The organism is Shinella sp. WSC3-e (assembly GCF_945994535.1).
GTDB lineage: Bacteria > Pseudomonadota > Alphaproteobacteria > Rhizobiales > Rhizobiaceae > Shinella > Shinella yambaruensis.
Map to the genome: position 1 here is coordinate 4,089,352 of NZ_OZ000530.1, position 25,191 is coordinate 4,114,542.

General features: G+C 65.8%; 26 protein-coding genes, 1 tRNA gene and 1 pseudogene. 10 read left to right on the top strand and 18 right to left on the bottom strand.

Going from position 1 to position 25,191, the window contains the following annotated elements:
- Position 1 precedes the first annotated feature (1 nt).
- Together AABF56_RS20020 and AABF56_RS20025 are read right to left on the bottom strand one after the other, a co-directional pair.
- Complete coding sequence (locus AABF56_RS20020) at positions 2–907, bottom strand: LysR family transcriptional regulator (RefSeq protein WP_272807281.1); 906 nt, start codon at positions 905–907, stop codon at positions 2–4.
- Positions 908–910: 3 nt separating this feature from the next.
- Complete coding sequence (locus AABF56_RS20025; RefSeq protein ID WP_272807282.1) at positions 911–1,393, bottom strand: GNAT family N-acetyltransferase; 483 nt, start codon at positions 1,391–1,393, stop codon at positions 911–913.
- Between the two features lie 103 nt (positions 1,394–1,496).
- Between AABF56_RS20025 and AABF56_RS20030 the strand changes: the two are divergent.
- Together AABF56_RS20030 and AABF56_RS20035 are read left to right on the top strand one after the other, a co-directional pair.
- Positions 1,497–1,768: pseudogene (locus AABF56_RS20030) on the top strand (MFS transporter); the annotation flags it as partial.
- 11 nt (positions 1,769–1,779) lie between these two features.
- Positions 1,780–2,817, top strand: coding sequence for an aldo/keto reductase (locus AABF56_RS20035; RefSeq protein WP_272807283.1), 1,038 nt, complete (start codon positions 1,780–1,782; stop codon positions 2,815–2,817).
- A 303-nt stretch (positions 2,818–3,120) separates the two neighbouring features.
- Here the strand turns inward: AABF56_RS20035 and cas7c are convergent, their stop codons facing one another.
- The 8 genes from cas7c to AABF56_RS20075 form a co-directional block, all read right to left on the bottom strand.
- Positions 3,121–4,071: a type I-C CRISPR-associated protein Cas7/Csd2 gene (cas7c, locus tag AABF56_RS20040; RefSeq protein WP_272807284.1), complete on the bottom strand. Its 951-nt coding sequence runs from the start codon at positions 4,069–4,071 to the stop codon at positions 3,121–3,123.
- Positions 4,068–5,831 (bottom strand): type I-C CRISPR-associated protein Cas8c/Csd1, encoded by a 1,764-nt coding sequence (cas8c, locus tag AABF56_RS20045; protein ID WP_272807542.1) that lies wholly within the window; start codon positions 5,829–5,831, stop codon positions 4,068–4,070. The genes cas7c and cas8c overlap by 4 nt, the downstream gene beginning before the upstream one ends.
- Positions 5,828–6,496 carry a type I-C CRISPR-associated protein Cas5c gene (cas5c, locus tag AABF56_RS20050; protein WP_272807285.1) on the bottom strand — a complete coding sequence of 223 codons (669 nt, stop codon included), beginning with the start codon at positions 6,494–6,496 and terminating at the stop codon, positions 5,828–5,830. Before cas5c ends, cas8c begins: the two co-directional genes overlap by 4 nt.
- Before the next feature lie 59 nt (positions 6,497–6,555).
- Complete coding sequence (gene cas3, locus AABF56_RS20055; RefSeq protein ID WP_272807286.1) at positions 6,556–8,796, bottom strand: CRISPR-associated helicase Cas3'; 2,241 nt, start codon at positions 8,794–8,796, stop codon at positions 6,556–6,558.
- A 36-nt stretch (positions 8,797–8,832) separates the two neighbouring features.
- The gene (locus AABF56_RS20060) at positions 8,833–8,997 is read right to left on the bottom strand and encodes a hypothetical protein (protein ID WP_272807287.1); all 165 of its coding nucleotides are present in this window, start codon (positions 8,995–8,997) and stop codon (positions 8,833–8,835) included.
- A gap of 48 nt (positions 8,998–9,045) precedes the next feature.
- Positions 9,046–9,633: a tyrosine-type recombinase/integrase gene (locus tag AABF56_RS20065; protein WP_272807288.1), complete on the bottom strand. Its 588-nt coding sequence runs from the start codon at positions 9,631–9,633 to the stop codon at positions 9,046–9,048.
- Between the two features lie 164 nt (positions 9,634–9,797).
- A tRNA-Leu gene (locus tag AABF56_RS20070) sits at positions 9,798–9,882 on the bottom strand.
- Positions 9,883–10,018: 136 nt separating this feature from the next.
- Positions 10,019–11,449, bottom strand: coding sequence for a phosphomannomutase (locus tag AABF56_RS20075; RefSeq protein ID WP_272807289.1), 1,431 nt, complete (start codon positions 11,447–11,449; stop codon positions 10,019–10,021).
- Between the two features lie 126 nt (positions 11,450–11,575).
- Here AABF56_RS20075 and AABF56_RS20080 point away from each other — a divergent pair, with 126 nt between their 5' ends.
- Positions 11,576–11,953, top strand: a complete 378-nt coding sequence (locus tag AABF56_RS20080) for a BA14K family protein (protein WP_244770329.1) — start codon at positions 11,576–11,578, stop codon at positions 11,951–11,953.
- A gap of 40 nt (positions 11,954–11,993) precedes the next feature.
- On the opposite strand, the gene AABF56_RS20085 is transcribed toward AABF56_RS20080, so the two are convergent.
- Positions 11,994–12,296: a SelT/SelW/SelH family protein gene (locus AABF56_RS20085; protein ID WP_244770328.1), complete on the bottom strand. Its 303-nt coding sequence runs from the start codon at positions 12,294–12,296 to the stop codon at positions 11,994–11,996.
- A gap of 178 nt (positions 12,297–12,474) precedes the next feature.
- Here AABF56_RS20085 and AABF56_RS20090 point away from each other — a divergent pair, with 178 nt between their 5' ends.
- Complete coding sequence (locus tag AABF56_RS20090; RefSeq protein WP_272807290.1) at positions 12,475–12,924, top strand: DoxX family protein; 450 nt, start codon at positions 12,475–12,477, stop codon at positions 12,922–12,924.
- Here the strand turns inward: AABF56_RS20090 and AABF56_RS20095 are convergent.
- On the bottom strand, positions 12,915–13,313 hold the full coding sequence (locus tag AABF56_RS20095) for a hypothetical protein (protein WP_272807291.1): 399 nt from the start codon (positions 13,311–13,313) through the stop codon (positions 12,915–12,917). The two genes, AABF56_RS20090 and AABF56_RS20095, sit on opposite strands and share 10 nt — an antisense overlap.
- 188 nt (positions 13,314–13,501) lie before the next feature.
- On the opposite strand from AABF56_RS20095, the gene AABF56_RS20100 reads away from it, so the two are divergent.
- Positions 13,502–14,263, top strand: coding sequence for a Crp/Fnr family transcriptional regulator (locus tag AABF56_RS20100; RefSeq protein ID WP_244770325.1), 762 nt, complete (start codon positions 13,502–13,504; stop codon positions 14,261–14,263).
- A gap of 58 nt (positions 14,264–14,321) precedes the next feature.
- On the opposite strand, the gene pyrC is transcribed toward AABF56_RS20100, so the two are convergent.
- From pyrC to AABF56_RS20125, 5 genes are all read right to left on the bottom strand, one after another.
- Positions 14,322–15,362 carry a dihydroorotase gene (pyrC, locus tag AABF56_RS20105; protein WP_272807292.1) on the bottom strand — a complete coding sequence of 347 codons (1,041 nt, stop codon included), beginning with the start codon at positions 15,360–15,362 and terminating at the stop codon, positions 14,322–14,324.
- Between the two features lie 124 nt (positions 15,363–15,486).
- Entirely contained in the window at positions 15,487–16,110 is a 624-nt protein-coding gene (locus AABF56_RS20110; RefSeq protein ID WP_272807293.1) for a nucleoside triphosphate hydrolase, read from the bottom strand.
- Positions 16,107–16,886: an ATP-binding cassette domain-containing protein gene (locus AABF56_RS20115; protein ID WP_272807294.1), complete on the bottom strand. Its 780-nt coding sequence runs from the start codon at positions 16,884–16,886 to the stop codon at positions 16,107–16,109. The genes AABF56_RS20110 and AABF56_RS20115 overlap by 4 nt, the downstream gene beginning before the upstream one ends.
- A complete protein-coding gene (locus AABF56_RS20120) occupies positions 16,886–17,995 on the bottom strand; it encodes an ABC transporter permease (protein ID WP_244770321.1) in 1,110 nt (369 codons plus the stop codon). Before AABF56_RS20120 ends, AABF56_RS20115 begins: the two co-directional genes overlap by 1 nt.
- Before the next feature lie 261 nt (positions 17,996–18,256).
- A complete protein-coding gene (locus AABF56_RS20125; protein WP_244770320.1) occupies positions 18,257–19,282 on the bottom strand; it encodes a sugar ABC transporter substrate-binding protein in 1,026 nt (341 codons plus the stop codon).
- Positions 19,283–19,570: 288 nt separating this feature from the next.
- Between AABF56_RS20125 and AABF56_RS20130 the strand changes: the two genes are divergently transcribed.
- From AABF56_RS20130 to AABF56_RS20145, 4 genes are all read left to right on the top strand, one after another.
- Positions 19,571–20,800, top strand: coding sequence for an ROK family transcriptional regulator (locus AABF56_RS20130; protein ID WP_272807295.1), 1,230 nt, complete (start codon positions 19,571–19,573; stop codon positions 20,798–20,800).
- Positions 20,801–21,229 (top strand): RbsD/FucU family protein, encoded by a 429-nt coding sequence (locus AABF56_RS20135; RefSeq protein ID WP_244770318.1) that lies wholly within the window; start codon positions 20,801–20,803, stop codon positions 21,227–21,229.
- A gap of 96 nt (positions 21,230–21,325) precedes the next feature.
- Positions 21,326–21,502 (top strand): hypothetical protein, encoded by a 177-nt coding sequence (locus AABF56_RS20140; protein WP_272807296.1) that lies wholly within the window; start codon positions 21,326–21,328, stop codon positions 21,500–21,502.
- Positions 21,503–21,629: 127 nt separating this feature from the next.
- Entirely contained in the window at positions 21,630–22,355 is a 726-nt protein-coding gene (locus AABF56_RS20145; RefSeq protein WP_272807543.1) for a type 1 glutamine amidotransferase, read from the top strand.
- Positions 22,356–22,368: 13 nt separating this feature from the next.
- Here the strand turns inward: AABF56_RS20145 and pdxR are convergent, their stop codons facing one another.
- Positions 22,369–23,799: a MocR-like pyridoxine biosynthesis transcription factor PdxR gene (pdxR, locus tag AABF56_RS20150; RefSeq protein WP_272807297.1), complete on the bottom strand. Its 1,431-nt coding sequence runs from the start codon at positions 23,797–23,799 to the stop codon at positions 22,369–22,371.
- Positions 23,800–23,842: 43 nt separating this feature from the next.
- Between pdxR and AABF56_RS20155 the strand changes: the two genes are divergently transcribed.
- Complete coding sequence (locus tag AABF56_RS20155; RefSeq protein ID WP_244770315.1) at positions 23,843–24,559, top strand: pyridoxamine 5'-phosphate oxidase family protein; 717 nt, start codon at positions 23,843–23,845, stop codon at positions 24,557–24,559.
- Positions 24,560–25,191 lie beyond the last annotated feature (632 nt).

The window sequence follows — 25,191 nt, forward strand, 5'->3', positions numbered from 1 at the left end:
ATCAGGACACCTTGCCGTGCTCCGTGAGAAAGTCGAGCAGCGCCCGCACGCGTGAGGGCAGCGGTCCGCCCTGGCCGACATGGACGGCATGGAAAGCCTCCTTCTCGCCGGCATCGAGATGGCGGAGGACCGGCACCAGCCGTCCGGCGGCGATGTCTTCCCGCACGGTGAAGGCGGCAAGGCGGGCGAGGCCGACGCCGGCCAGCGCCAGATGGCGCAGGCCCTCGCCGTCGCTCGCCTGCACGCGGCCCGTCGCCGGTACGACGACGGTTTCGCCGTCTTCCCGAAGCGGCCAGCCATCGACCGCGCGGGCATAGCCGAAACCGAGGCGATTGTGCCGTTCGAGATCGGCGATGAAGCGCGGCTCGCCGCAACGTTCCAGATAGGACGGCGCGGCAACGATGGTCAGTGCCGTCTCGCCGAGCTTGCGCGCGATCAGGCTGGAGCTTTTCAGCGGCCCGGCGCGGATCGCGACATCGGTGCGCTCCGCCAGGAGATCGACCACCGCATCGGTTTGAACGATATCGAGCGTGACGCCCGGATGACGCGCCAGAAAAGCCGGCAGTGCGGGCGTGAGGACATGGTTGAAATAGGAGGCGCTGGTATTGATGCGGACGCGCCCCACCGCCTGTTCGCCGGCGCCGGCCACCCGTTCCGCATCCTCCAGATCGGCAAGGATGCGCGTCGCCCGCTCATAGAAGGCGCAGCCCTCCGGCGTGAGCTGGAGCTGGCGTGTCGAACGGTTGAGCAGCCGCGCGCCGAGCCGGGATTCCAGCCGCGCGATCAGCTTGCTGACCGCCGAAGGCGTCATGCGCTCGGCGCGCGCGGCAGGCGAGAACCCGCCGAGCTCGACCACGCGCACGAACACTTCCATCTCCCCGGACCGGTTGTGATGCAGGCTTCCCATGTCCTACCAGGTCCTTTCCAGCACTTCGCCCGGCAGGCCGTCGAAATCCTTGAATTCCCTTGAGACGAAACCATTGTTGATCAGGATTTTCCTCGACGGAACATTGGCCGGATCGATGATGGCGAAGAGGCTTCGCAATGCGGATTGCCGCTCGGCCCGCGCCACCAAAAGCCTGGCGATCCGACTGGCTATTCCCTTGCCCCAATATTCCGGGACGAGCATGTAGCCCAGCTCGGCCTGATCCGCCGCCGCTGCTTTCACCGCCAGCTTGCCCAGACCGATGAACGTTCCTCGCTCATCGAGGACGCGGAAGTGGCCGAGCTCCGGATGGAGGGCATTGTCGGCCAGAAGCTCTTCGTAGTCGCGCCGCGCCTCTTCGGCGGGAATGGCCCGCTCCGTGATCATGACCATGACCTCGGGGTCGCTTACCAGCCGGAAATAGTCGGCGAAGTCTCGCGGACCGAATTTTTCAAGCGTGAGTTCCATGGCATCCTTTGAATTCAATTCATGAATGATATTCCTGAACGTAGGCTACTTCAGCCAACAGGCAGCGTCTATCTTCCAGGCAAGGAAACATCAGCGGATACCATTCATGCCCGTCGCGCCCTTGCAGATGTGGGTGCTGTCCAAGGCCGAAGGCGCGGGCCGGAGCCTTGCATCCAACTTCAACATCGGAGCCTTCAATCTCGGCAACGCCACCGGCGCATGGCCGGCGGCGTGGTCATCGACAAAGGGCCGGGCCTCGCCGTGGTGCCGATCACGGCTGCGCTGTTTCCGCTATTCGCCATCGCCACCGCGTTGATTGCCGTCTGGGTGAGCAAGGGCGTGGCCCTCTCACCTTCCTGCAATCCCGTTCACTAAGGAGCATTCCCATGGACTATCGACCCCTCGGAAAATCCGGCCTCAAGGTGCCGGTCCTCAGCTTCGGCGCCGGAACCTTCGGCGGCTCCGGCCCGCTCTTCGGCAATTGGGGCAATTCGGACGCTGCGGAAGCCCGCCGCCTTGTCGACATCTGCCTGGAGGCCGGCGTCAACCTGTTCGACACGGCCGACGTCTATTCCAACGGTGCTTCCGAGGAAGTGCTTGGCGAGGCGATCAAGGGTCGGCGCGATGCGGTGCTGATCTCGACCAAGACCGGCCTACCGATGGGCGACGGGCCGAACGACGCAGGCTCCTCCCGCTTCCGGCTGATCCGGGCGGTCGAGGATGCGCTGCGCCGCCTCCAGACCGACTATATCGACCTCTTGCAACTGCACGCCTTCGACGCCGGCACGCCGGTCGAGGAAGTGCTTTCGACGCTCGATACGCTCGTGCGCGCCGGCAAGGTCCGCTATGTCGGCGTCTCCAACTTCTCCGGCTGGCAGATCATGAAATCGCTGGCCGTCGCCGATCGTTATGGCTGGCCGCGTTATGTCGCCAATCAGGTCTATTACTCTCTGGTCGGGCGCGACTACGAATGGGATCTGATGCCGCTGGGTGCGGATCAGGGCCTCGGCGCGATGGTCTGGAGTCCGCTCGGCTGGGGTCGGCTCACGGGAAAAATCCGGCGCGGCACGCCGCTGCCCGAAGGCAGCCGCCTGCATGAGACCGCAAGTTTCGGCCCGCCGGTGGACGACGAAAACCTCTATCGCGTCGTCGATGCGCTCGATGCCATTGCCGAGGAAACGGGCAAGTCAGTCCCGCAGGTCGCGCTGAACTGGCTGCTGCAACGCCCGACCGTTTCCTCCGTCATCGTCGGCGCGCGCAACGAGGAACAGCTTCGCCAGAACCTCGGCGCGGTCGGCTGGAGCCTGACGCCGGAGCAGGTGGCAAAGCTGGATGAAGCCAGCGCCGTCACTGCGCCCTATCCCCATTTCCCCTATCGCCGGCAAGAGGGCTTTGCGCGGCTGAGCCCGCCGATAGCCGGCTAACGGTGGCTCCTGGCGACTATCCCCACGATGATCTCATGCAGTTCGGCTTGCGCCTGATGAGGCGACGCGATGCGACGGGCAACGACATGACGCACCGAAGCCCTCCCACCCGTCGCGATCCGCCCCTATCGGCCACGGCATGCAGCACGTTGCCTTCCGCCGTGAAGCGATTTTCGGGCCTAAACCTCTCGACATGGATCAGCGGCCGCCTGGCGCAGACAAATGGATGGCATGCTGAAGGGCAGAGAACGGAATGGGCTCTCCTGCATCCTGCCCTTCGTCACCGTCATCGATGGCCATGGTTCAAAGCAATTCCAGAATCTCGACACCTTCGGGCAGGCCGTCACGATCGATCGTCACGATATAATCCGAAAAGGCTCTCGCCGGCGGCAGATTGTCCAGCCGCTGGTCGATGACACGAAATTCGCCCTCTACATTGCGGCCGATACGGATGCGCTCGAACAGGGCATGCGCCGGCGCGTTGCCGAGCGCGTTGTCATGCTTGAACGCCACCAGCCTGCGCGTCGCCATTTCGCCACGCGCGGCGGAACGGTCGTGCTCGAACATGGCCGCGAGCGCCTCGAACAGCAGGGAAAGGTCGCTTTCCGAAAAGCCCGAGCGCTCCGCGAACTTGGCGGAAATGAAGCCGTGCGCGACATAAAGACCGTAGGGAACGATATGCTTGCGTCCCATGGTGCGGTTGTCGGTGCGCTCGCTGGAATCGTCGCCCTCGGCCTTCTGCTTCTTTTCAGCCTCGTTGGTGGCTGCCATGCGGGTGATCGAGATCTCGAGCGGCAGGATCGGCTCGACGGAGCGCGCGAAGGTCATTTGCACCGGCCCCTTCACCTGGCCGGCATTGACGCCGGTGGACATGACGGCGCCGAAGGTGCGCACATCGAAGAAGTTGCGGCACATGAAGGCGGTAATGGCCTTCGCCTCCGCATCGTCCTTCGGGTTCAGCTTGGCGTCCTTCTCGACCTTCGGGTCATCCTCGCGGATTGCCCGATAGGCCTGCCGGTGCTTGTGGTTGAGGATTGCGCCTTCCTCGACATAGATGTGGAAACCGTCTTCGCCATGGCGGGCGAGATCGACGTAGTTGCGAATCTTGCGCTTGAGGCTGACATCCGTCACCAGCCCCCTGTTCGTCTCCGGGTCGAGTCGCGGCAGGTTGCCGGCATCCGGATCGCCGTTGGGATTGCCGTTGACGACCTCGAAGATCAGCGCGAAATCGTAGCGGTTGGCAATCGCGGTCATGCGTCAGTCTCCCTCGAAACAGCGGCTTCAGCCGGCTTTCTGAAAAACTCGTTGCGTTGATGATAGTAGCCGAGGCCGAAAAGCGCCTGGTCCTCGGCAGAAAGCGAAGCCGGGAAAGGGTCCACGCCGGGACTCATCAGTTCCATGATGGCGCCGACCTGCTTCTCCAGCATGACCTTGTAACCGGGCTTCTGCTTGCCGACCTTGGACAGATGATTGGCCGAGCCGCTTTCGAGCAGGTGGAACACCTTGCGCGGCTGCGCGGACGCCGAACCATAGAACTTGTCCTTGATCGTGGCGTTGACCTTCGGACCGAGCGCCGCAGCCTGGATGTGCTCATAAACGGCAAACAGCCGCCCCAGCAGATAGCCCTTGTTCGTATTTGCCGGATCGAGCGCCACGGATGCCTCCTTGCTTTTGAAATTACGGATGAGCAAAGCCTTGAGAATGCCGGCGCGCAGGGCATTGATCTCGCCATCGGCGCGGATGCGGGTCAGGACCGACGACAGGAGCGTCAGCGGATAATGCGTGCCCGACAGGATCGAACGCATCCACTCCCCGGCCAGGTTCGGCGTGACATTCTCACTCTTGCCGAGGACGGCGGTTTCGCAAAGATAGCGCCAGAGCGGCGGGAAAGGCTCGCGCGGCGGCGGCTCGATCCGCATGCCGGAGACGAACTGCTGGTAATGCCGGGTCAACTCGCCGAAATTGCCGGAATGGAAGAAACGGATGGAGAGCCGGGCGGCATTGGGCGCAAGTCCGAGCACGTAGAATTGCACCTTGCCGAGGTTCGGCTCCACTTCCTCCAGCGGCACCCCCTTGCGGATCTGCTCCAGCCGCTCGCGGATATGTTTCGCCCCGATCTTCTCTTCTGCTTCCTGCTCTTGATCGACGGTATCGAAGAAGACGGGAAACAGCATCTCCACCTCCTCCGCCGCACCCGCCTCGGACGCATCCGCCCAGAATACCGTGGAGGCATCGCCGATCTGGATGCGGTGTCCGCTGTCCCTTTCCAGAAACCGGTTGAGCGCCGTCGTATAGGCGAAGGCCGCGGCCTCGGAGACGGGGGCATTGTCACCTTGTTCGTGGCCGTAGGAGGTGAAGGCGTCGAGATTGAAGGAGACAAGCGCCGCGCCGGAAGATTGCGCGCCCCAGACACCCTTGATCGATGGATGAAGGCGCGCAACCGCCCCGGGCTCTCCGCGAACGAGGCAGATTTCCTCCCTGCCGCTTCCCCGGCTCGACAGGCGCTCCCACACGGCCTTGGCCGCGGGACGATCATGCAGGAAGATGTTCGCGCGCCGGTCGCTTTCCAGCGCAAAAACCACGTTCTGGTCCTTCATGTCGTCCTGCCAGGGCGAAGCCGTGAACTGTTCCGGCGACCACGTCGTCAAGAACGACAGGAAAGCGCGTAGACCGGGATCGTCATTTTCCCCCAAGTCCCCCAGATGTCGTTCCACGAAAGCCCGGTGCTCGTCTGCGGTGCGTCGCCCCTCGCCAGCAGTCACCCCCAGGACATAAGAGGTCTTGTCCCAGAGAAAGTTCGGCGCGATGCCTGCCGTGCGCTTCACGGGCTGTGGCACCGGCATCGGCCGAGGCCGCGCCTTCCTGCCCTCGCCCTCGCGCCAGTCGGTGACGCTGACGACCGACCCGTCATCGTTCAAGCCGATAACGACGCCAATCTTTTCCGAAGAATACCCGAACGGCGGCGCGTTCGGCAGGCGATCATAGGCCCTTGCAAGCGCGGAAAGGATCGTCATCGCCGAACCTCCGGGGAACTCGGCGACGGAACCTTCACCACGCCATTCTCCAGTGCGGCGCGAAAGAACAGCGACGGCCGCCCGTCCGTCGCGTGATCGATGTCGAACAGCATGAAGCCGAGATCGCGGCTCTCGCCGATGGCCTGCGGCAGCGGCGCATCGGGCGGGAGAAGCTCGAAATGCGCCGCGAATTCCCGCGTGCCGAGGCAAGGCTGATGGAAACACTGACCCCGCGCCGCACGACGGTTGAAAATATCGAGATGCTTGCCCTCGTTGTCATCGGGACCGGCCTTCTTCGTCAGCTCGAAATGCGCCTCGATCACATAGGCCGGCTTCACCAGCACGGTGGCGGCACGCTGCTGGCGATCCTCGTCCACCAGCAGGTTCAACCCCTCCAGATCGCCGCGTTTCATCGCCGACCTGATCTTGCCCGCCGGCGCCTTGTGGCCGACTTCGTTGCGCCGGATCGACTGGAAGCGGATGGGCTCCAGCACATGGATCGCATCGATCACCCAGCGGATCGCCGGCTTCCAATGGATCGCCTCCAGCAGGCCGCGCGCCGCGGAAGGCGTCATCACATCGTAGGAGACACGCTCGACCTTCATCTCCGGGCGCGTGAAACAAGCATAATCACCCCAGACTTTCAGGCGAATTCCGTAGGTCATTGATGCCCTCCCAAAAACATTCGAAAACGCATGAGAACACCGCTGCAGAGCGGATTCAGCTAGAAAATCATGTCTTCCACGCCGAGATAGCCCGCATCCTCCCAAAGCAGACCTACCTCCTGAACGTACAGGCTGGCTGTCTGCAGAACAGCAAACTGGTCTCCCCTCCATTGCGGCGCAGCGAACGCGACATGGCCGTTCCTGATCAGCAGGTCCCTCGCTTTCGGAGGCATCGACACTACCGAGGATTGCAGCTTCCGCGCCAACGATCCAGACGAAATCGCCTCCACTCCCAGTTGATCAACGGCTTCTTTTGCTCCCTCGTCCAGTGCCACGATCACCGGCGCCAGACCGCTTTCAATCATGCGGAAATCCCGGCCGACCGTGCGATAATCGAAATGGCAGCCCGTACGGCCGCTCAGCGCAAATCGGTCGAGGATATTCTTGCCGTCCATGCCCTCGCCCATACGCCAGTAGACCTCGCCGAAATAATCCTCAACGGCGGCGAGCGAGGTGAGATCGGCGTGCTTGTCGATGATCCGCTTCATATCGCCGATCAGGCCGCGGATTTCGGCAGGAGGCCGGTGGGCGTGTGGATTGAAGACCGTAACGATGCTGCTTTCACGGTCGCGCCTGCCTTCCCGATTGACCCTGCCGGCAGCCTGTATGATCTGGTCCAGGCCTGCCTCGGCCCGCCAGGCAACGGGAAAATCGACATCGACTCCGGCCTCGATCAGGCTGGTGGCGATCAGGCGACAAGATCGACCGTCTTTCAGGCGGTCCCGCACATCCGCCAGAATCCGACGGCGATGCGCCGCATATTGCCGTGTCGTCAGGTGGACGATTCCCTCCAGCCCGGCCTCGGACGCCTTCCGGTAGAGTTCCAGCGCATGGCGCCGGCTGTTGACGATGACCAGCGCCTGTTCATGACCGGCAAGGGCATCCAGCAGTGCGCCGTCGTCCATATCACCGGCATGGACGATATGCGTGCGTGCAAGTCTCGTTGCCAGACCCGGCGGGTCCGGCGCCAGTTCCCGGCCTTCCAGCGGCAAGCCGCCTGGCAATTCCGGACGCTTGCCGAGCGCCGGCTGTGTCGCCGTGCACAGGACGATCGTGCAGCCGTAGTTGCGCGCCAGTTCCTCCAGCGCCCGCATGATCGGCATCAGCAAGGCCTTCGGCAGGGTCTGCGCCTCGTCCAGAACCAGGATGGAACCGGCGATATTGTGCAGCTTGCGCGCCCGTGACGGGCGGGCCGTGAACAGGCTTTCGAAAAGCTGCACGGTCGTCGTCACGATGACCGGAGCTGCCCAATCCTCCATCGCCAGCTTCAATTTATCCTTGCGCTTGCGCTGCTTCGCGTCGAACGATTCCTCCTCGATGGAGGAATGGTGTTCGAGGACATTGCCCTCTCCGAGCACGGAGCGAAAGATTGCCGCCGTCTGGTCGATGATGCTGGTGAAGGGAACGACATAGATGATCCGGCGGTGCCCGTACCGACGGGCATGATCCAGCGCGAAGCCGAGGGAGGACAGCGTCTTGCCCCCGCCGGTCGGCACGGTGAGAGTGAACAGGCCCGGCTCCCGTTCGGCCCCTCTACGCACATGGGCCAGCACCTCACGGCGCAAGGAATTCAACGCCCCCTCCCGTCCCGAGAGCGCGGTCGTGTACACATCGAAACGCGCGATGAAATCATCGATCAGCGCGGCCAGCGCCGGCCAGTCGCGGTCCGCCTTCTTCTCGCCGAGCGTCACATAGTAGCGCTCGGTGTCCGAAAAATCCGCATCCACCAGCGTCGAGAACAGCATGCGTCCCATGAAGGCCCAGGAGAAGGCATGGCCAGCCCGGTCGGTGGGAAAGCGTTGAATCATGTCGGGCACGAGGCCGGAAATCTCGACATGCAGCTCTTCCATCCAGACCGGATCGATTGCCTGCGGCTGCTTCATGCGATGATCGAAGGTGCCGGGTGCGTCCAGCCTGTCGGGCAGGCCCGCATAGTGCCCGAGGATGCCGTAGCCGATGACCTGCGCCATGGCTGCATCGCTCCCCCTGGCAAGATCGCGCAAAACCTGCGCGCCGGCCGTGGAATGATCGACAGGCTCCATCGCGCCGTCCAGGCGCCGTTGAAAAGCCGGGTTGTATTTGCCGAGATCGTGAAAAAGCCCTGCGATAAACGCTGCTCGCTCAAGTCCGAACGGACGAGCCTTCTCTCCCGCCAGCCGTGCAACGGCAAACAGATGCTCCTTCAAGGGCTGCCAGTCGGATTTGCCCGGATCACGACCAGAATGTGCATAAAATTCCATGCATTCCCCCCGCGCTTGAAGAATGCATGGCGCAGATCAGGCAGGCAATGCACTGAATGGTTGTATCTTGGTGAGGAAATCGACTTCGCCAAGCCGAAGGGCGAGAAGCGCCATAAACTTCAGCGCCGCGATGGTGGTCGGTTGGCCGCTTTCCCACGAATAGACGGCACGCATCAGCGTACCGAGCGGTTCCGGCTTCACGATTGCAGCACGATGCCGGACATTGGGGCTGTCAGCGCGCCCCTGAGATCAGCCGTCGCATCGTTCCGCCCAGCCGTTGGCGACAGCGAACCGCAGGACGCGGCCAATCGTCGATCGCAAGCGCCGAGCCGTTTCGTGGTTCCCCTTGGCTTCGACAGGGCGAAGCACGGCGAGAACGTCCTTCGGTGCGATCTCGTGCACCGGCTTGTCCGCGAAACCCTTTGCCAGGTCGATCAGCAGCCATCGAGCCGTGCTCATCGTGATGGCCGCTCGACCTTCTCTCTCCGCCTTGGTAAGATATTTTTCTGCGACAGCGGCAAAGGTGTTCTCCGCAGCCTCTTTGGCAGCCTTTACGGCGACCTTGCGCTCTTTCTTTTCCTCGCCCGGATCGATACCGGCCTCAAGCAGCCCTTTCGCCCTGCGGCGTGCTTCCCGCGCGTCGACAAGCAGCGTTGCCGGATATGAACCGAGAGCGAGCTGCTTCTGGGGACTTCCAAAACGATAAGCAAGTCGCCACAACCGACTGCCGTTCGGGGTTACGAGCAGAAACAGGCCGCCACCGTCCGACAGCTTGAATTGTTTGTCGCGCGGCTTGATGGATCGGAGCGCCGCATCACTGGGTCTGTCCGTCGCCATGTGCTGGTGCGTCGTTGGTACCGTGATTCCGATACCAGCAATCATACCAGCAAATTTTGTGGATGCCAAAAGACACTAGCAAACGTCCTTGGACGTATGCTCCCGAAATCCCTTGAGAATTTCGGGGTTTCTCAGACGTCCTTGGACGTTGAAAAACTAGGAAATGGTGCCCAGAAGAGGACTCGAACCTCCACGCCTCGCGGCACAGGTACCTGAAACCTGCGCGTCTACCAATTCCGCCATCTGGGCGACGGAGAGGCATGTAGAAGGAGCGCTCGCCGGTGTCAACAGGCTTTTTGAAGTTTTCGCAACAGCTTGGCAAAAAATGCCTTTTCCGCAAAAGGGCGTGGCGGTTTTGCGGGGAAACCGGGCCGCCGGAAAAGGCTCAGCGGCTCGTGGCCCAGGCGCGAACACGCTCCAGCCCGGCCGCAAGCAGGTCCGCGGCGGCGGTCTCGCTCTTCGCCTCGACATAGCAGCGCATTTCCGGCGCATTGCCGGAGGGGCGGAAATGGATGACGCTGCCGTCCTCCAGCGTGACGCGCAGGCCGTCCAGGTCGCTCACCTTGGCCGGCACGCCGATCGGCGCGAGGAAGGCGGCAAGGGGCCCGGCGCCCGAGCGCAGCTCCGCCATCAGGGCGGCGCTGGTCTCCACCGGCATGTTCTCCAGGCGGTCGCTGGCCGCCGCCGGCAGGGCGAAGCCGGCGGCGATGGCGGAAAGCGGCCGGTCTTCTGCCGCCGCGAGCGCCAGGACGGCGAGCACCGGCATCAGGCTGTCGCGGGTGGGGAGCGCGGCGAGCGTGAGGCCGTTCACGGCAAAGGGCGTCGCCGTCAGCGTGCCGCCATTGGCCTCGAAGCCGGCGACGGCCGTCTCGCCGGCGGCGACCGCCTCGTTCATCGCGGCGATCACGAAGGGCGAGCCGACCCGGGTGCGCAGCACCCTGCCGGAAACGGCGGCCTCGATGCCGGAATTCGAGGTGACCGGCGTTGCGATCACGGTGGCGCCGAGGAAGCGGCTGGCGATGAGGCCGACGAGGTCGCCGCGCAGGGGCGTTCCGGTCTCGTCGGTAACGAGCGGCCGGTCGCCGTCGCCGTCGGCGGAGACGATGGCGGCCAGCCCATGCTGCACGGCCCAGCCCTCTAGAAGGGCGATCGTCTCGGCGGAGACGGCCTCCGTGTCGACGGGGATGAAGCGTTCCGAGCGGCCGAGCGCGACGACGTCCGCGCCGTAGTGGGCGAGCACGGAAACGAGAAGGTCGCGCGCCACGGTCGAGTGCTGGTAGACGCCGACGCGGAGGCCGGCCAACGCCCGCTCGGGCAATAGCGTGTGGTTGCGGGCGGTGTAGAGCGCCATGGCGGCGTCATGGAGGTCGTCGGCGGCCTCCGGCGTGGCGGGAAGGTCCGCGCCTTCGCTGCGAAGTGCCGCGGCGGCGGCGGTGATGGCGGCCTCGTCCGCCTTGTCGATCTCGCCGTCCGGCCGGTAGAACTTGATGCCGTTGCGGTCGGCGGGAATGTGCGAGCCCGTCACCATCAGGCAGGCGGCCTTGCGGGCAAGGCCGAGCAGCGCCAGCGCCGGTGTCGGCAGCGTGCCGCAATCGCGCGGGCAAAGGCCCGCCCTGCCGAGGGCCGCGATCGCGATGGCCGCGATGGCCGGGCTGGAGTCGCGGAAATCACGGCCGATCAGAACCTCGTCGCCCGGCCGGGCGATGCCGGCGGTGAGGAGATGACGGGCAAAGGCGGTGGCATAGAGCGCGGTGGCCGGCCCTTCTAGATCCACCGAAAGGCCGCGCAGGCCGCTGGTTCCGAATTTCAGGCTCATGCAGCACCTCCTGTCGCTCGCGGTCCGGCCCGGTAAAGGGCGCGACATGAATAAAACAAAATGCGTGAACGTAATGCAAAGCAGGGACGTGACAGGGAAAAATCCCGCCAGAACAGTGAGGATCACATGTCGAAGATTCGAAATCTCGTTTTCGGTTGCGCGATGGGGATTGCCTCCGCGATCGCGCCCATGGGTGCGGCCCAGGCCGTTCCGCTCGCCGTGCCGGACATGAAGGTACAGACGAAAAGTGACGTCACCCAGGCGCAGGTGCAGTTCTGCTATGGTTACGGCTGCGACCGCCGTTACTATCGTCGCCACTATCGCCCGAACTACGGCTATGAGCGTCGCTACTATCGCCCGCGCTACGAGCGGCCGCGCTATTACGGCGGACGCCGGGCGCATGTGAACTGGTGCGCCAACCGCTACCGCACCTACGACCCCTACACCAACCGCTACCATGCCGGCGGCGGGGTGTATCGCCTGTGCTATTCGCCCTATCGATAAGCACGGCGGAAACGGCGGGCTTCGGCCCGCCGTTTTGGTTTCAGCCCTGACCGGCGTCGGTGACGCGGTCCGTGTGGCCGAGGTCCCGGCCCGGTTCGATGACGTCGCGCACACGCTGCTTCAGTTCCTTCGGTCCCGGAAAGCCGCCGTCGCGCTTGCGCTCCCAGACGAGCGCCTCGCCGACGCGGATCTCGAAACTGCCGCCGGTGCCGGGAATGAGCGCCACTTCGCCGAGCCCGTCGGAGAAGGTCGAAAGCAGCTCCTGCGCCATCCAGCCGGCGCGCAGCAGCCAGTTGCACTGGGTGCAGTAGAGAATGGAAACGCGCGGCTTTTCCCCGGACATGGTCACCTCCTGATCGATGACGAAAGCATATAGCAGCGGGGGCGTCTTGGCACGCGCCGGCTCGCGCGCCTCTCACAGAATTGTCAACTCAATTCATCATGTTTTGTTGGCGGACATCTTGTCGCAGCCCGATTCCTGGAGGAGACGTGGTGCACTGCAACATCCCACAGGAGATCCCATGTCAGAGCTTGCCACCAATCGCCCGCGCCTCATCATCCCCTCGCTCGGCAGCATTTACGCAGCGCTCGGCGAGAGCGCGGAAACGATCCTGCGCGTTGCCGCCGGCCTGCTGCTCGTCACGCACGGCTATGGCAAGATCCTCAATCCCTTCGGCGCCAGCGGCATGGTCGAGAGCCTCGGCTTCTATCCGGGCGTCTTCTGGTCGCCGCTGCTCGCCGCGACGGAATTCTTCGGCGGCATCCTGATCGCCATCGGCCTCTTCACGCGCCCGGCCGCCTTCGCGGCGATGATCGTGCTCGCCGTCACCGTCTACTTCCACGGCATCGTGCAGGCCGAGGGCCTGATGGGCGCGGAGAAGTCAATCCTGTGGACGCTGATCATGTTCTATTTCGTGATCCGGGGCGCCAACAGCCATTCGGTCGACGCCAGGCTCGGCCGTCAGTTCTGATCGGCCTCTTCCGGCGGTGGCGGCCTCTGCCGCAGCCGCCGCTTGACCCCTGCGGCAAGCGTCTCGGCGTCATGGGGCTTCATGACGACGGGAATGGCCTCGAAGCCCTTGACGCCGTCGCGATGGATGTCGCCGACGGTCGTGAAGAGAAGCGGCACGCCTTCTGCCACCAGCCGTTCGATGCGCGCCGTGATCTGCGTGGCATCGAGCGGCACGTCGAGCAGGCAGAGGTCGATATCGGCCAGCGCGGCCGCGCCCCACTGGTCGAGCTGTTCGGGCCGCAGCAGGGTGGTGCGGCAATCCAGCGCCGCCTTGATCAGGTATTCCGCGTCGAGCGCGATCAGGAATTCGCGTTCGGCGATCAATATGTGCGGAAGTGAATGGTTCATGGCGCCGCACTCCTCGTCCATGTGCAACCGCCGGAGAAGCGGCGGTTCGGGAGGCGGACTTTGGGCTTGCCTGCCGGGGGTGTCATTTAAAAAAGACATAGCGCCCATGCGATGGAACAACCGCGCATGCTGCGCGTTTTCCGGGCCAGCTCATGGGGCTGCGCGGGATCGGAACAGGCGGGGGCGCAATGGCGGGCAGTACGGCGGTCAACCAGCAATCCAGATGGCGCACGCCCTGTCAGCAATGTCCCCTGCGCAACCTTTCGACCTTCCGGGATTTTTCGGCCAAGGAGCTCGACTTCGTCTCGCAGTTCAAGAGCGGCGAGCTTTCCAGCGAACGGGGCGCGACGATCCTCGTCGAGGGCATGCACAGCGCCCATCTCTTCACGGTGCTTTCCGGCTGGGCCTTCCGCTACAAGCTGCTGCCGGACGGGCGCCGGCAGATCATGAACTACGTGCTGCCGGGCGATCTCATCGGCCTGCAGGGCAGCCTGCTGGGTGAAATGGACCATTCCATCGAGGCGCTGACGCCCGTCACGCTCTGCGTCTTCGAGCGTTCGAAGCTGGAGCGGCTGTTCGAGCGCCATGCCTCGCTCGCCTACGACCTCACCTGGATCGCCGCGCACGAGGAGCGCATCCTCGATGAGCACCTGCTCAGCGTCGGCCGGCGCTCGGCGCTGGAGCGCACGGCCTACCTGCTCTCCTTCATCCACCAGCGTGCCCGTTCGGCGGGCGTCGATGGCGGGCGGCGGGTCATCCCGATCACCCAGCAGCATGTCGCCGATACGCTCGGCCTCTCGCTCGTGCACACGAACAAGACGTTGCGCAAGCTGGCCGACCGCAAGCTGATGCGCTGGCAGGACAAGGGGTGCGAGATCCTCGACGGCGACGGACTTCTGGCGCTGGCCGGCTGGGAGGGGCTGAAGAAGCAGCCCCGCCCCTTCATCTGACCCTTTCGCCAACGCAGTTCCCGGCACGCAAACCGGCGTGCGGTTCCGCTGGAATGGCTCAGGCGACGTCCCAGTGCAGCGGGAACATCGGGTCGAACACTGTCACCGGCCCTGCGCCCGTCTCGATCTTTGCCGGGAAGGCGACGGGTTGCGCGCGCCTGACGAGACGGATCGTCTCCGCGTTGGCCGGCAGGCCATACCAGGCGGGGCCGTTCAGCGAGGCGAAGGCCTCGAGCTTGTCCAGCGCGCGCTCCTCCTCGAAGACATGGGCAAGGCAGCTCATCGTGTTGATCGAGGTGTAGATGCCGGCACAGCCGCAGGCGCATTCCTTCAGCGGATCGACATGCGGCGCCGAATCGGTGCCGAGGAAGAAACGCCCGTCGCCCGAGGTTGCGGCGGCGCGCAGCGCCAGCCGGTGCTCCTCGCGCTTGGCGACGGGCAGGCAATAGTAGTGCGGCTTGATGCCGCCGACCAGGATGGCGTTGCGGTTGATGATCAGGTGATGCGTGGTGATCGAGCCGGCAAGGTTCGCCTTGGCGGACTTGATGTAGTCGACGCCGTTCTTCGTCGTCACATGCTCCATGGTGACGCGCAGCTCCGGCAGGCGCGCGCGCAGCGGATCGAGCACCGTCTCGATGAACACGGCCTCGCGGTCGAAGATATCGACGTCGGACGTCGTCACCTCGCCATGCACGCAGAGCGTCAGGCCGATCTTCGCCATGCGTTCCAGCACGGGCATCGCCTTGTCCATGTCGCGCACGCCGCCGTGGGAATTGGTCGTCGCGCCGGCCGGATAGAGTTTGACGGCGCGGATCAGGCCGCTTTCGTAGCCGGCTTCGACATCGTCGGGGTCGGTATGCTCGGTGAGGTAGAGTGTCATCAGCGGCTCGAACCGGTCGCCCTCCGGCAGGGCGGCGAGGATGCGGTCGCGGTAGGCGGCAGCGTCCGCGGTGGTCACGACCGGCGGCACGAGGTTCGGCATGATGATCGCGCGGGCGAAATGCCGGCTGGTATCGCCGATCACGCCTTCGAGCATGGCGCCGTCGCGCAGGTGCAGGTGCCAGTCGTCCGGCCGGCGGATGGTGAGTTCTGTGGTCATCGGTGTCGCTCCCGCCCTTGGCTTTGCGGCAATGCGGCAATCCCGCACGCAAGACGTTCAGGCATCCTTGCGAAAATTGCTCTGGCGGCTGCGATAGCATCCGCGGGGCGGAACGACAATCGTTTCAGAACATGTCGATGGAGAGGTCGGCGGGGCGGGAGTTCTCCAGGATGCGCCTTCCGTTCGGCAGGTCGTTGCCGTAGAGCTTCCAGTGGATCTGGTCCTCCGGCAGCGCGTAGCGCATCCAGCGCTGGCGAAGCCGCTCTTCCAGGACCTTGTAGGGTGGGCCGACGAAGATGGTGAAGTCGAAGAGGCCGTCCAGCCTGTCCCACGGCGCATCCTTGAAGAGCAGGTAATTGCCTTCGGCGAGGATGAAACGGGTTTCCCCGGGGATCGCGCGGGCGGCGTTAATCGCCAGCTCGCGCGACCGGTCGAAGACCGGCACGAGGACTTCGCCCTCGGCGCGTTTCAGCGCCGTGACGATATCGATGAAACCGCGGCCGTCTAAGGATTCCGGCGCCCCCTTGCGCGGCAGGAGGCCACGTGCGGCGAGAATGCCGTCGTCCATGTGGAAGCCGTCCATCGGTAGGATCTCGGCCGTCTCGCCGCGGGCGACGAGGCCGTCCCGCAGCGCTTCGGCCAGCGTCGACTTGCCGGCGGCCGGCGGGCCGGCAAGGCCGACGAGGAAGCGGCGCGCGTCCCCCGCGCGCCGCAGCAGGGCATCGACGATCGTCGCAGGGGCGATCATGCCGCGATCGCCTCCGCGGGCAGCTTGGCGCCGGTCATGAAGGCGACGGCGTCGGACATGGTGTAGTCCTTCGGGTTGATGACGGTGAGCCGCCGGCCGAGCCGGTGGATGTGGATGCGGTCCGCCACCTCGAAGACATGCGGCATGTTGTGCGAGATCAGCACGATCGGGATGCCGCGCCGGCGCACGTCGAGGATGAGTTCCAGGACGCGCCGGCTCTCCTTGACGCCGAGCGCCGCCGTCGGCTCGTCGAGGATGATCACTTTCGAGCCGAAGGCGGCGGCCCGCGCCACCGCGACCCCCTGGCGCTGGCCGCCCGAAAGCGTCTCCACCGCCTGGTTGATGTTCTGGATCGTCATCAGCCCGAGCTCGGAAAGCTTGTCGCGGGCGAATTTCTCCATCGCCGTGCGGTCGAGCTTGCGGAACCACTGGCCCATGACGCCGGGTTTGCGGATCTCGCGGCCGAGGAACATGTTGTCGGCGATCGAGAGGGCCGGGGAGAGCGCGAGGTTCTGGTAGACCGTCTCGATGCCGGCGCTGCGCGCCTCGATCGGCGAGCGGAAGTGCACCAGCTGGCCCTCCAGCTTGATTTCGCCCTCGTCCGGCGTGATGGCGCCGGAGATCGCCTTGATCATCGAGGACTTGCCCGCGCCGTTGTCGCCGATCACGGCGAGGATCTCGCCGGGATAGAGGTCGAAGTCCGCATGGTCGAGGGCGGTGACGCGGCCGTAGCGCTTGACGAGACCGCGGGCGGTGAGAATGGGTTCGAGAGCCATCAGCCTGCTACCTTTCTGATCCACTGGTCGATTGCGACAGCCGAGATGATGAGGACGCCGATCAGGAGATAGGTCCATTGCGGGTCCGTGCCGATGAGGCGAAGGCCGAGCGAGAAGACGCCGACGATCAGTGCCCCGAAGATCATGCCGAGGATCGAGCCGCGCCCGCCGAACAGCGAGAGGCCGCCGATCACCACGGCGGTGATCGATTCGATGTTGGCGAACTGCCCCGCCGTCGGCGAGACCGAGCCGATGCGGCCAATGAGCGCCCAGCCGGCGAGCGCGCAGATGAGGCCGGAGAGCGTATAGACCGAGATCAGCATGCGCTTGACGTTGACGCCGGCCAGCTCCGCCGCGTCCGGGTCGTCGCCAACAGCATAGACATGGCGGCCCCAGGCGGTGTGGTTCAGCACGTACCAGAGCAATGCCACCAGCAGCACCATGGCGATGACGCCGTAGGTGAAGACCGCGCCGCCGAAGCGGATGTTGTTGCCGAAGAACTGCAGCAGCGGGGCCTGCGCGGAGATGTCCTGCGAGCGGATCGTCTCGTTGGCCGAATAGAGGAAGTTGGAGGCGAGGATGATCTGCCACATGCCGAGCGTGACGATGAAGGGCGGCAGCTTCATGCGGGCGACGAGCAGGCCGTTGATATAGCCGCAGAGCGCGCCGCAGGCGAGGCCGCAGAGCACGGCGAGCGACGGCGGCAGGCCGTAGCGGAAGGTGAACTGGCCCATCACGACGGAGGAAAGCACCATGATGGCGCCGACCGACAGGTCGATGCCGGCGGTGAGGATGACCAGCGTCTGCGCCGCGCCGACGATGCCGACGATGGCCACCTGCTGGAGGATGAGCGTCATCGTGAAGGCGGAGAAGAATTTTCCGCCGAGGATGATGCCGAATACCGCCACCGAGAGCACCAGCACGATCAGCGGCACCGCGGAGGGGCTGCCGTGCAGGAAATGCTGGAATTTCTGAATGGGCGTCTTGTCGTGCGTATCGAAGGAGGCGACCTGCGTCGCGCTGCCGGTCAGCACCTTCTCGAATTCCTGCGAGGGTTGCGAACCCTGCGAGGGCTGCGCGCCCTGCGGGACCGTCGATGTCTCACTCATGATCCTGTTCCTCCCCTTCCGGCGCCGACCGTCGCGGCTGACCGGATGAAATGGTAGACGGACGCACCGGTCGGGCGCCTTGCGCACCTTCCGCCATCGCCGGGCGGTCTCCTCCCCTATGCGGCCCCGGCTGTCGCCGTGCCCCATGGAGAAGGGTGCCCATGTCTTGTTGCGAATGTCAAAGCAGGGTCGGTCTTACCCGCGACCCGGGCCGCGTCCGTAGCGGAAAGCCGGCCCGGTCAAGCCGGGCCGGCGGGGGCATCAGCCCCAGCACTTGTCCTTGCCGGCCTTGGTGTCGATGGACTCGACGCCGGCTGCCGGCTTGTCGGTGACGAGCGTCACGCCCGTGTCGAAGAAGTCCTTGCCTTCGGTGGCCTTCGGCTTCTCGCCGGTGTCGGCGAAGGTCTTGATGGCCTCGATGCCGAGGGCCGCCATCATCAGCGGGTACTGCTGCGAGGTGGCGCCGATGACGCCGTCCGCGACGTTCTGCACGCCCGGGCAACCGCCGTCGACGGAAACGATCAGCACGTCGCCTTCCTTGCCGACGGCCTTCAGCGCTTCATAGGCGCCGGCAGCGGCCGGTTCGTTGATCGTGTGCACGACATTGATGGACGGATCCTTCTGGAGAAGGTTCTCCATGGCGGTGCGGCCGCCCTCCTCGTTGCCGTTGGTCACGTCGTGGCCGACGATGCGGGCATCGTCCTCGTCGCCGATCTTGGAAATGTCCTTCACGTCGATGCCGAAGCCCTTCATGAAGCCCTGGTTGCGCAGCACGTCGACCGACGGCTGCGAGGGCGTCAGGTTGAGGAAGGCGATCTTGGCGTCCTTGGCGGCGTCGCCGAGCGTGGCGGCGGCCCACTTGCCGATCAGTTCGCCGGCGAGCAGGTTGTCGGTGGCAAAGGTCATGTCGGCGCTGTCGAGCGGCTCCAGCGGCGTGTCGAGCGCGATGACGAGCAGGCCCGCGTCACGCGCCTTCTGCACGGAGGGGACGATGCCCTTCGTGTCCGATGCGGCGATCAGGATGCCCTTCGCGCCGTCGGCGATGCAGGTCTCGATCGCCGCGACCTGGCTTTCCGAATCGCCGTCGATCTTGCCGGCATAGGACTTCAGCGTCACGCCGAGTTCCTTGGCCTTCGCCTCGGCGCCTTCCTTCATCTTGACGAAGAACGGGTTGGTGTCGGTCTTGGTGATCAGGCAGGCGCCGACATCGGCGGCGGAGGCCGGCGCGGCAAAGGCGACGCCGAGCGCAAGCGCGCCGAGAGCGGCGGAAATCACGGTTTTCTTCATAAGATCCTCCCAAGGACAAAACGGGATGCGCCCCTCTCCTGGGGCCATCCGGTCGCAGGGTGGCGGGCGGCTCCTCCGCCGGCCGATCCTTGCTTCCGGCCATAAAGAGAACACCAAAAGAAATGCCTGTCAATAAATAAATCGAATTGAATTATTAATTCGATGTGGCATGCTGCAGGAAAGATCGGGCGAAAAGCCCGGCTGCGCGTTTCCGGTGGAAGAGCGGAACGCCAGCCGATAAGAGGACCGGAAAGGGCGCGGGCGCCCGGTCCGGCACGGGAGGAGACGATGATCAGAAAGGACGCGACGGCACACGCCGTGCCGGCCGAAATCCTCGATCCGAGCGGGGGCGCGAACCAGGTGCGCGTCCGGGCCTATAACGAACGCTTGGTCATGTCGCTGGTGCGCCGGCACGGCAGCCTGTCGAAGGCCGAGATCGCCCGGCGCAGCGGCCTTTCCGCCCAGACCGTCACCGTCATCATGCGCGCGCTGGAGGCGGAGGGGCTTTTGATGCGCGGCGAGCCGATGCGCGGCAAGGTCGGCCAGCCCTCCGTGCCCATGCGGCTCAATCCCGATGCAGTCTATTCCTTCGGCCTGAAGATCGGCCGCCGCAGCGCCGATATCGTCATGATGGATTTCGTCGGCGGCATCCGCCGGCAGGTGCGCCGGACTTATCCCTATCCGATGCCCGGCCCGCTGCTCGCCTTCGTCGTGGACGGGCTCGCCGAGCTGGAGGCCGCGATCACGCCGGAGGAGCGCGCCCGCATCGCCGGCTTCGGCGTCGCCGCGCCGTTCGAGCTCTGGAGCTGGGCGAGCGAAGTGGGCGCGCCGCAGGCCGACATGGACCAGTGGCGCGGCGTCGACCTCGGGGCGGAGATCGCAAGCCGCGTGCCCTATCCCGTCGTGCTGCAGAACGACGCGACGAGCGCCTGCGCCGCCGAACTCGTCTTCGGCCTCGGGCCGCAATATCCCGATTTCCTCTATCTCTTCATCGGCTCCTTCATCGGCGGCGGCGTGGTGCTGAATTCGGCGCTCTTCACGGGCCGCACCGGCACGGCCGGCGCCATCGGCCCGCTGCCGGTGCAGGGTCGTGACGGCGAGACGGTGCAGCTCCTGAAGATCGCCTCGATCTACCGCCTGGAAAACCTGCTGCGCGAGCATGGCATCGATCCCAAACCACTCTGGTATTCGGCGGATGGATGGATCGATTTCGGTGCGCCGCTCGCAATCTGGATCGAGGACACGGCGGCCGCGCTCGCCCAGGCCGTCGTCGCCTCCGCCTCCGTCATCGACTTCTCCGCCGTCATCATCGACGGCGGCTTTCCCGCCTGGGTGCGCGAGCGCGTGGTCGCGGCGACGCAGGCCGCCGTCGCCCGCCTCGACCTCCAGGGCGTCACCCTGCCCGAGATCGTCGAGGGCGCGGTCGGCAGCGCCGCGCGCTCGATCGGCGGGGCCAGCCTGCCGCTCTTTTCCCGCTATCTTCCGGACCAGAACGTCCTCTTCAAGGAGCTTGCCTGAATGCTGAAAGGTCTTGACCCCATCCTGGGCCCGGAGCTGCTCGCGACGCTGCGCGCCATGGGCCACGGCGACGAGATCGCCATCGTCGACGGCAACTATCCGGGCGTCGAGCACGCCCGCCGCCTCATCCGCCTCGACGGCGTGCCGCTCGTCCCCGCGCTCAATGCCGTGCTTTCGGTGCTGCCGATCGACGATTTCGTCGAGGAGGCGATCTTCCGCTCCACCTTCCGCCAGGAGCGCGACACGCTGGAGCCCGTGCACCGCGAGATCATCGACTGCTGCGCCCGCCATGCGCCGGATCGCGCGGTCGTGCCGCTCGTCGGTGCCGACTTCTATGGCCGCGTGCGCGCCGCCCACACGCTGGTGCAGACCAGCGAGCCGCGGCTCTATGCCAATGTCATCCTGCGCAAGGGCGTCATCTATCCCTGACCCTGTTTCCCGCGGAACAGCGCGGGGCGGGGAGATATGAGACCTTCTGATCACCGGATGAGAGAGGCTCATCCCCAACCGATCAGGAGAGACCCCATGCGCAAGATCATCGTTTCCGCCACCGTCGCCCTCGTTGCCGCCGTTTCCTTCGCGGCCCCCTCGCAGGCCGGTTACTACAGCTACGGCTACCAGCCCTCCTGCTTCATCAAGAAGGTGAAGGCCTACGACTACTACGGCAACGTCATCGTCAAGAAGATCCGCGTCTGCCACTGATCCCTTCCTTCTGTCGATCCTCCCCCGACTTGCCCGGCTCGAAAGAGCCGGGTTCTTTTTGTTTGGCCCTTGAATGAAGGGGAGGGCCGTGTTTGTCTCGCGCCATATCGAAGAATGGGAGTATCGCATGCGCGTGCTGGTGGTGGAAAACGACAGGGTGACCTTGCTGGGGCAGATCGGCGTCGCGCTGGACGAGGCGGGCGCCGAGATCGACCTCTGCCGCCCCCATGCCGGCGACATCATCCCGGCGGACGACGCGGCCCACGACGCCGTCGTCGTCATGGGCGGCCCGCAGAACGCCCGCGACGACGAACGCCACGGCTACCTGCCGGCGCTCGCCGCGCTGATGCGCCGCTTCGGCGACGCGGACAAATCGGTGCTCGGCGTCTGTCTCGGCAGCCAGCTTCTCGCCCGGGCCTATGGCGCGGAGAACCTGATCGGCGCGGCGCCGGAATTCGGCTGGTGCACGGTGGCGCTGACGACGGACGGCGCCGGCGATCCGGTCCTGTCGGCGGCGGCCGGCGCATTCCCGATCTTCCAGTGGCACAGCGACACGTTCACGCTGCCGGACAAGGCCGTGCGCCTCGCCACCAACGGTGCCGCCGAGAACCAGGCTTTCCGCATCGGCCGCGCCACCTACGGCACCCAGTTCCATTTCGAGGCGAGCCGCGCGGTGGTGGACGGCTGGGCGGAGACCTTCCCGCAGCTCATCGAGACGCTCCAGCCCGGCTGGCTTGCACGGCGTGCCGCGCTGGCCGACGAGAACGGCCCGCGCGCCGACGCCACGGGCCTTGCCATCGCGCGGGCCTGGGTGGCGACGATCGCCGCCGCCGCAACCCGCCGGGTCGCCTGAAGCGGATACGGCCTTAGGACCTGGACAGCGCCGCCGCGAATCGCGACGCTGCGGCCTTGAGGATTTCGGGCGCGAAGCCGGAAAAGCCGATGACCAGGCCCTGCCGCGGCGGATTGGTGACGGCCATGGCCGAGAGCGCCCGCACGCCGAGCCCGGCGCGCGCGGCAATCTCCACCGCGTCCGTATCGGCAAGCGCGGCCGGCAGGCCGGCGACGAGGTGCAGGCCCTGGTCCGGCACGCCGACCGAAAGCGTGCCCGCCGTCGAGAGCCCCGCGACCAGCGCGTCGCGTGCCGCCTGCGCCTGCCGCCGGGCGCGGCGCAGATGCGCGGCGAAGTGGCCCTCGCGGATGAGGTCGGTGAGGGCGGCCTCGGCCAGCGTCGGCGGGCTGCGGTCGCTGCGGCCGCGCAGCGCCACCACCGTATCGAGCAGCGGATCGGGAATGACGGCATAACCGAGCCTGAGGCCCGGGAAGAGCACCTTGGAGAAGGTGCCGAGATAGATCACGCGCCCGCTGTCATCCATGCCCTGCATGGCGGCGAGCGGCGGCCCGGCGAAGCGGAATTCGCTGTCATAGTCGTCCTCGATGATCCAGCCGCCGGTCTCCCGCGCCCAATCGATCAGGGCGAGCCGCCGGCGCATGCTCATGGTGACGCCGAGCGGGAACTGGTGCGACGGCGTGACATAGACCGCGCGGGCGCCCGGTGCCGCCAGCGCGATATCCGCCCCCTCGCCGTCGACGGCAAGGCCGCAGAGCGCCAGGCCGTTGCCGGAAAAGGCCGCCCGGGCGCTCGGATAGCACGGGTCCTCGATCATCACCCGGTCGCCCGGCGCCAGCGCGCTGCGGATGACGAGGTCGATGCCCTGCTGCGTGCCCGTCGTGATGACGATCGAGCGCGCCGCGCAGCGCACGCCGCGCGCCTGCCGGAGATAGGCGGCGACCGCCTGGCGCAGCGCTTCGCCGCCGCGCGGATCGCCATAGTGGAAATGCTCGGGGCCCGGACGGGCGAGATGGCGTGACAGCAGGGTGCGGAACTGTTTCAGCGTGCGTGCGTCGGCCATGGCGACGCCGAGCGTGCCGGGCAGCGGCATTGCCGGGGCGCGTCTCTCCCGCTCGACCGGTTCCGTCGGCCTCATCGTCGGCACCCGGTCGGCAACGAAGGTGCCGGCCCCGGTGCGGGCGACCGCGAAGCCCTCGGCGATCAGCGTCTCGAAGGCGGCGACCACGCTGCCGCGCGAGGTCTTCAGCCGCTGCGCGAGGTCCCGCGTCGGCGGCAGCTTGCTGCCGGGCGGAATGTCCCCCGCCTCGATCAGCCGCCGCAGTTCGCGGTAGAGCGCCGGCGTGCGCCGGCCCGCCGCCGGAAGAACGGGAACGAGCGAGGACCAGTCCGGCAGAATGGTCCGAATTTTTTGCTCGGAATTGGTGCTTTTTCGATCCAATGCCATGGCGCACCATGGCGGCCTCTCCCTTGAAAGGCAAGCCCCGCAGATGAGCACCGAGACCGCCGCCTATCCCGTCACCCCGCGCAACCGCGTCAAGCGCATGCACGAGCGCGGCAGCTACGACCGCGAAAGCGTCCATGCCATTCTCGACGCCGCCATGCTCTGTCACGTCGCCTATGTCATCGACGGCCAGCCCTATGCGACGCCCACCCTCTTCTGGCGCAGGGGCGACACGCTCTACTGGCACGGCTCCTCCGCCAGCCGCATGCTGCGGCACCTGAAGGCCGGCACGCCCGCCTGCCTCACCGTCGCCCATCTCGACGGGCTGGTGCTCGCCCGCTCCGGCTTCAACCATTCGGCCAATTACCGCTCCGCCATGTGCTTCGGTACGGCGCGGCTCGTCGAGGATCCGGCGGAGAAGATCGAGGCGATGCGCGACGTCGTCGACCGCTTCTATCCGGGACGCAGCGCGCTGCTGCGTCCCCTCACGCCGCAGGAGGCCAAGGCGACGACGATCATCGCCATGCCGATCGACGAGGCGGCGGCCAAGGTGCGCGCCAAGGGCGTCGGCGACGACGAGGCGGATTTCGCCCTGCCGATCTGGGCCGGCGTCATCCCCGTCACCACCGTGCTCGGCCCCGCCGAGACCTGTCACCGGCTGGTGGCGGGCGTGGAGAAACCCGAAACGCTGGCGATCTTCCCCGAGGGCGGCCGGCTGGACGCCGCGCTGCGGACGGGACAGCAGCTCTACGAGAATGCCTGAAGTCCATGCGCCACGGTCCACGCGGCGGATGTCGCCCGTGGGTTGTCAAAGAGCATCGGACGGGGCGCTGGAAGCTGCCTCATCTGAAAAATTGTATCTGCGGCACCTTTCAGCGCCCCGTTCGGCGGTTTTTGCCCGCGACTGCGGTCCCTCTGCAAGGGCCGGACCCGTGGATGCCTGTCGCCGGTTTCCGGGATGGGCGTCTCCGTTTTGGCATCCGCGATCGCGCGCCATGGCGATTGCGGACGGAAAGGCGCTCTCGCACCCTTCCCGGAAAAGCTTCACCCCGGCGGACGATGCCGACGCATCCGCCGGACCCGGCCCCCTTGTGTGCCGCACAGGCACGCCCGGCGCGCCGTCCGGGGCATGAAACGGCAGGGTCGGTCCGACGCCCCGCCGCTTCCCCCGTGTCGCCGGAGGGAGACCATTTTCCGCAGGCCCTTGCGGTGCGGGCTCACGTCCTTCCCCCGCCACAAGCGCCGGCCCCGCCTCACTGCCACGCCTGGCAGCGTATCCGTGGCGGGACGGGAGGATTGTAGGCACGGATCTGGCGGGTGGGGAAAACGGGGCGTGTTTTTTCGGGGAGGTGAGGGTGTGCCGTGCGGGTGGATCCTCGGGTCGAGCCCGAGGAT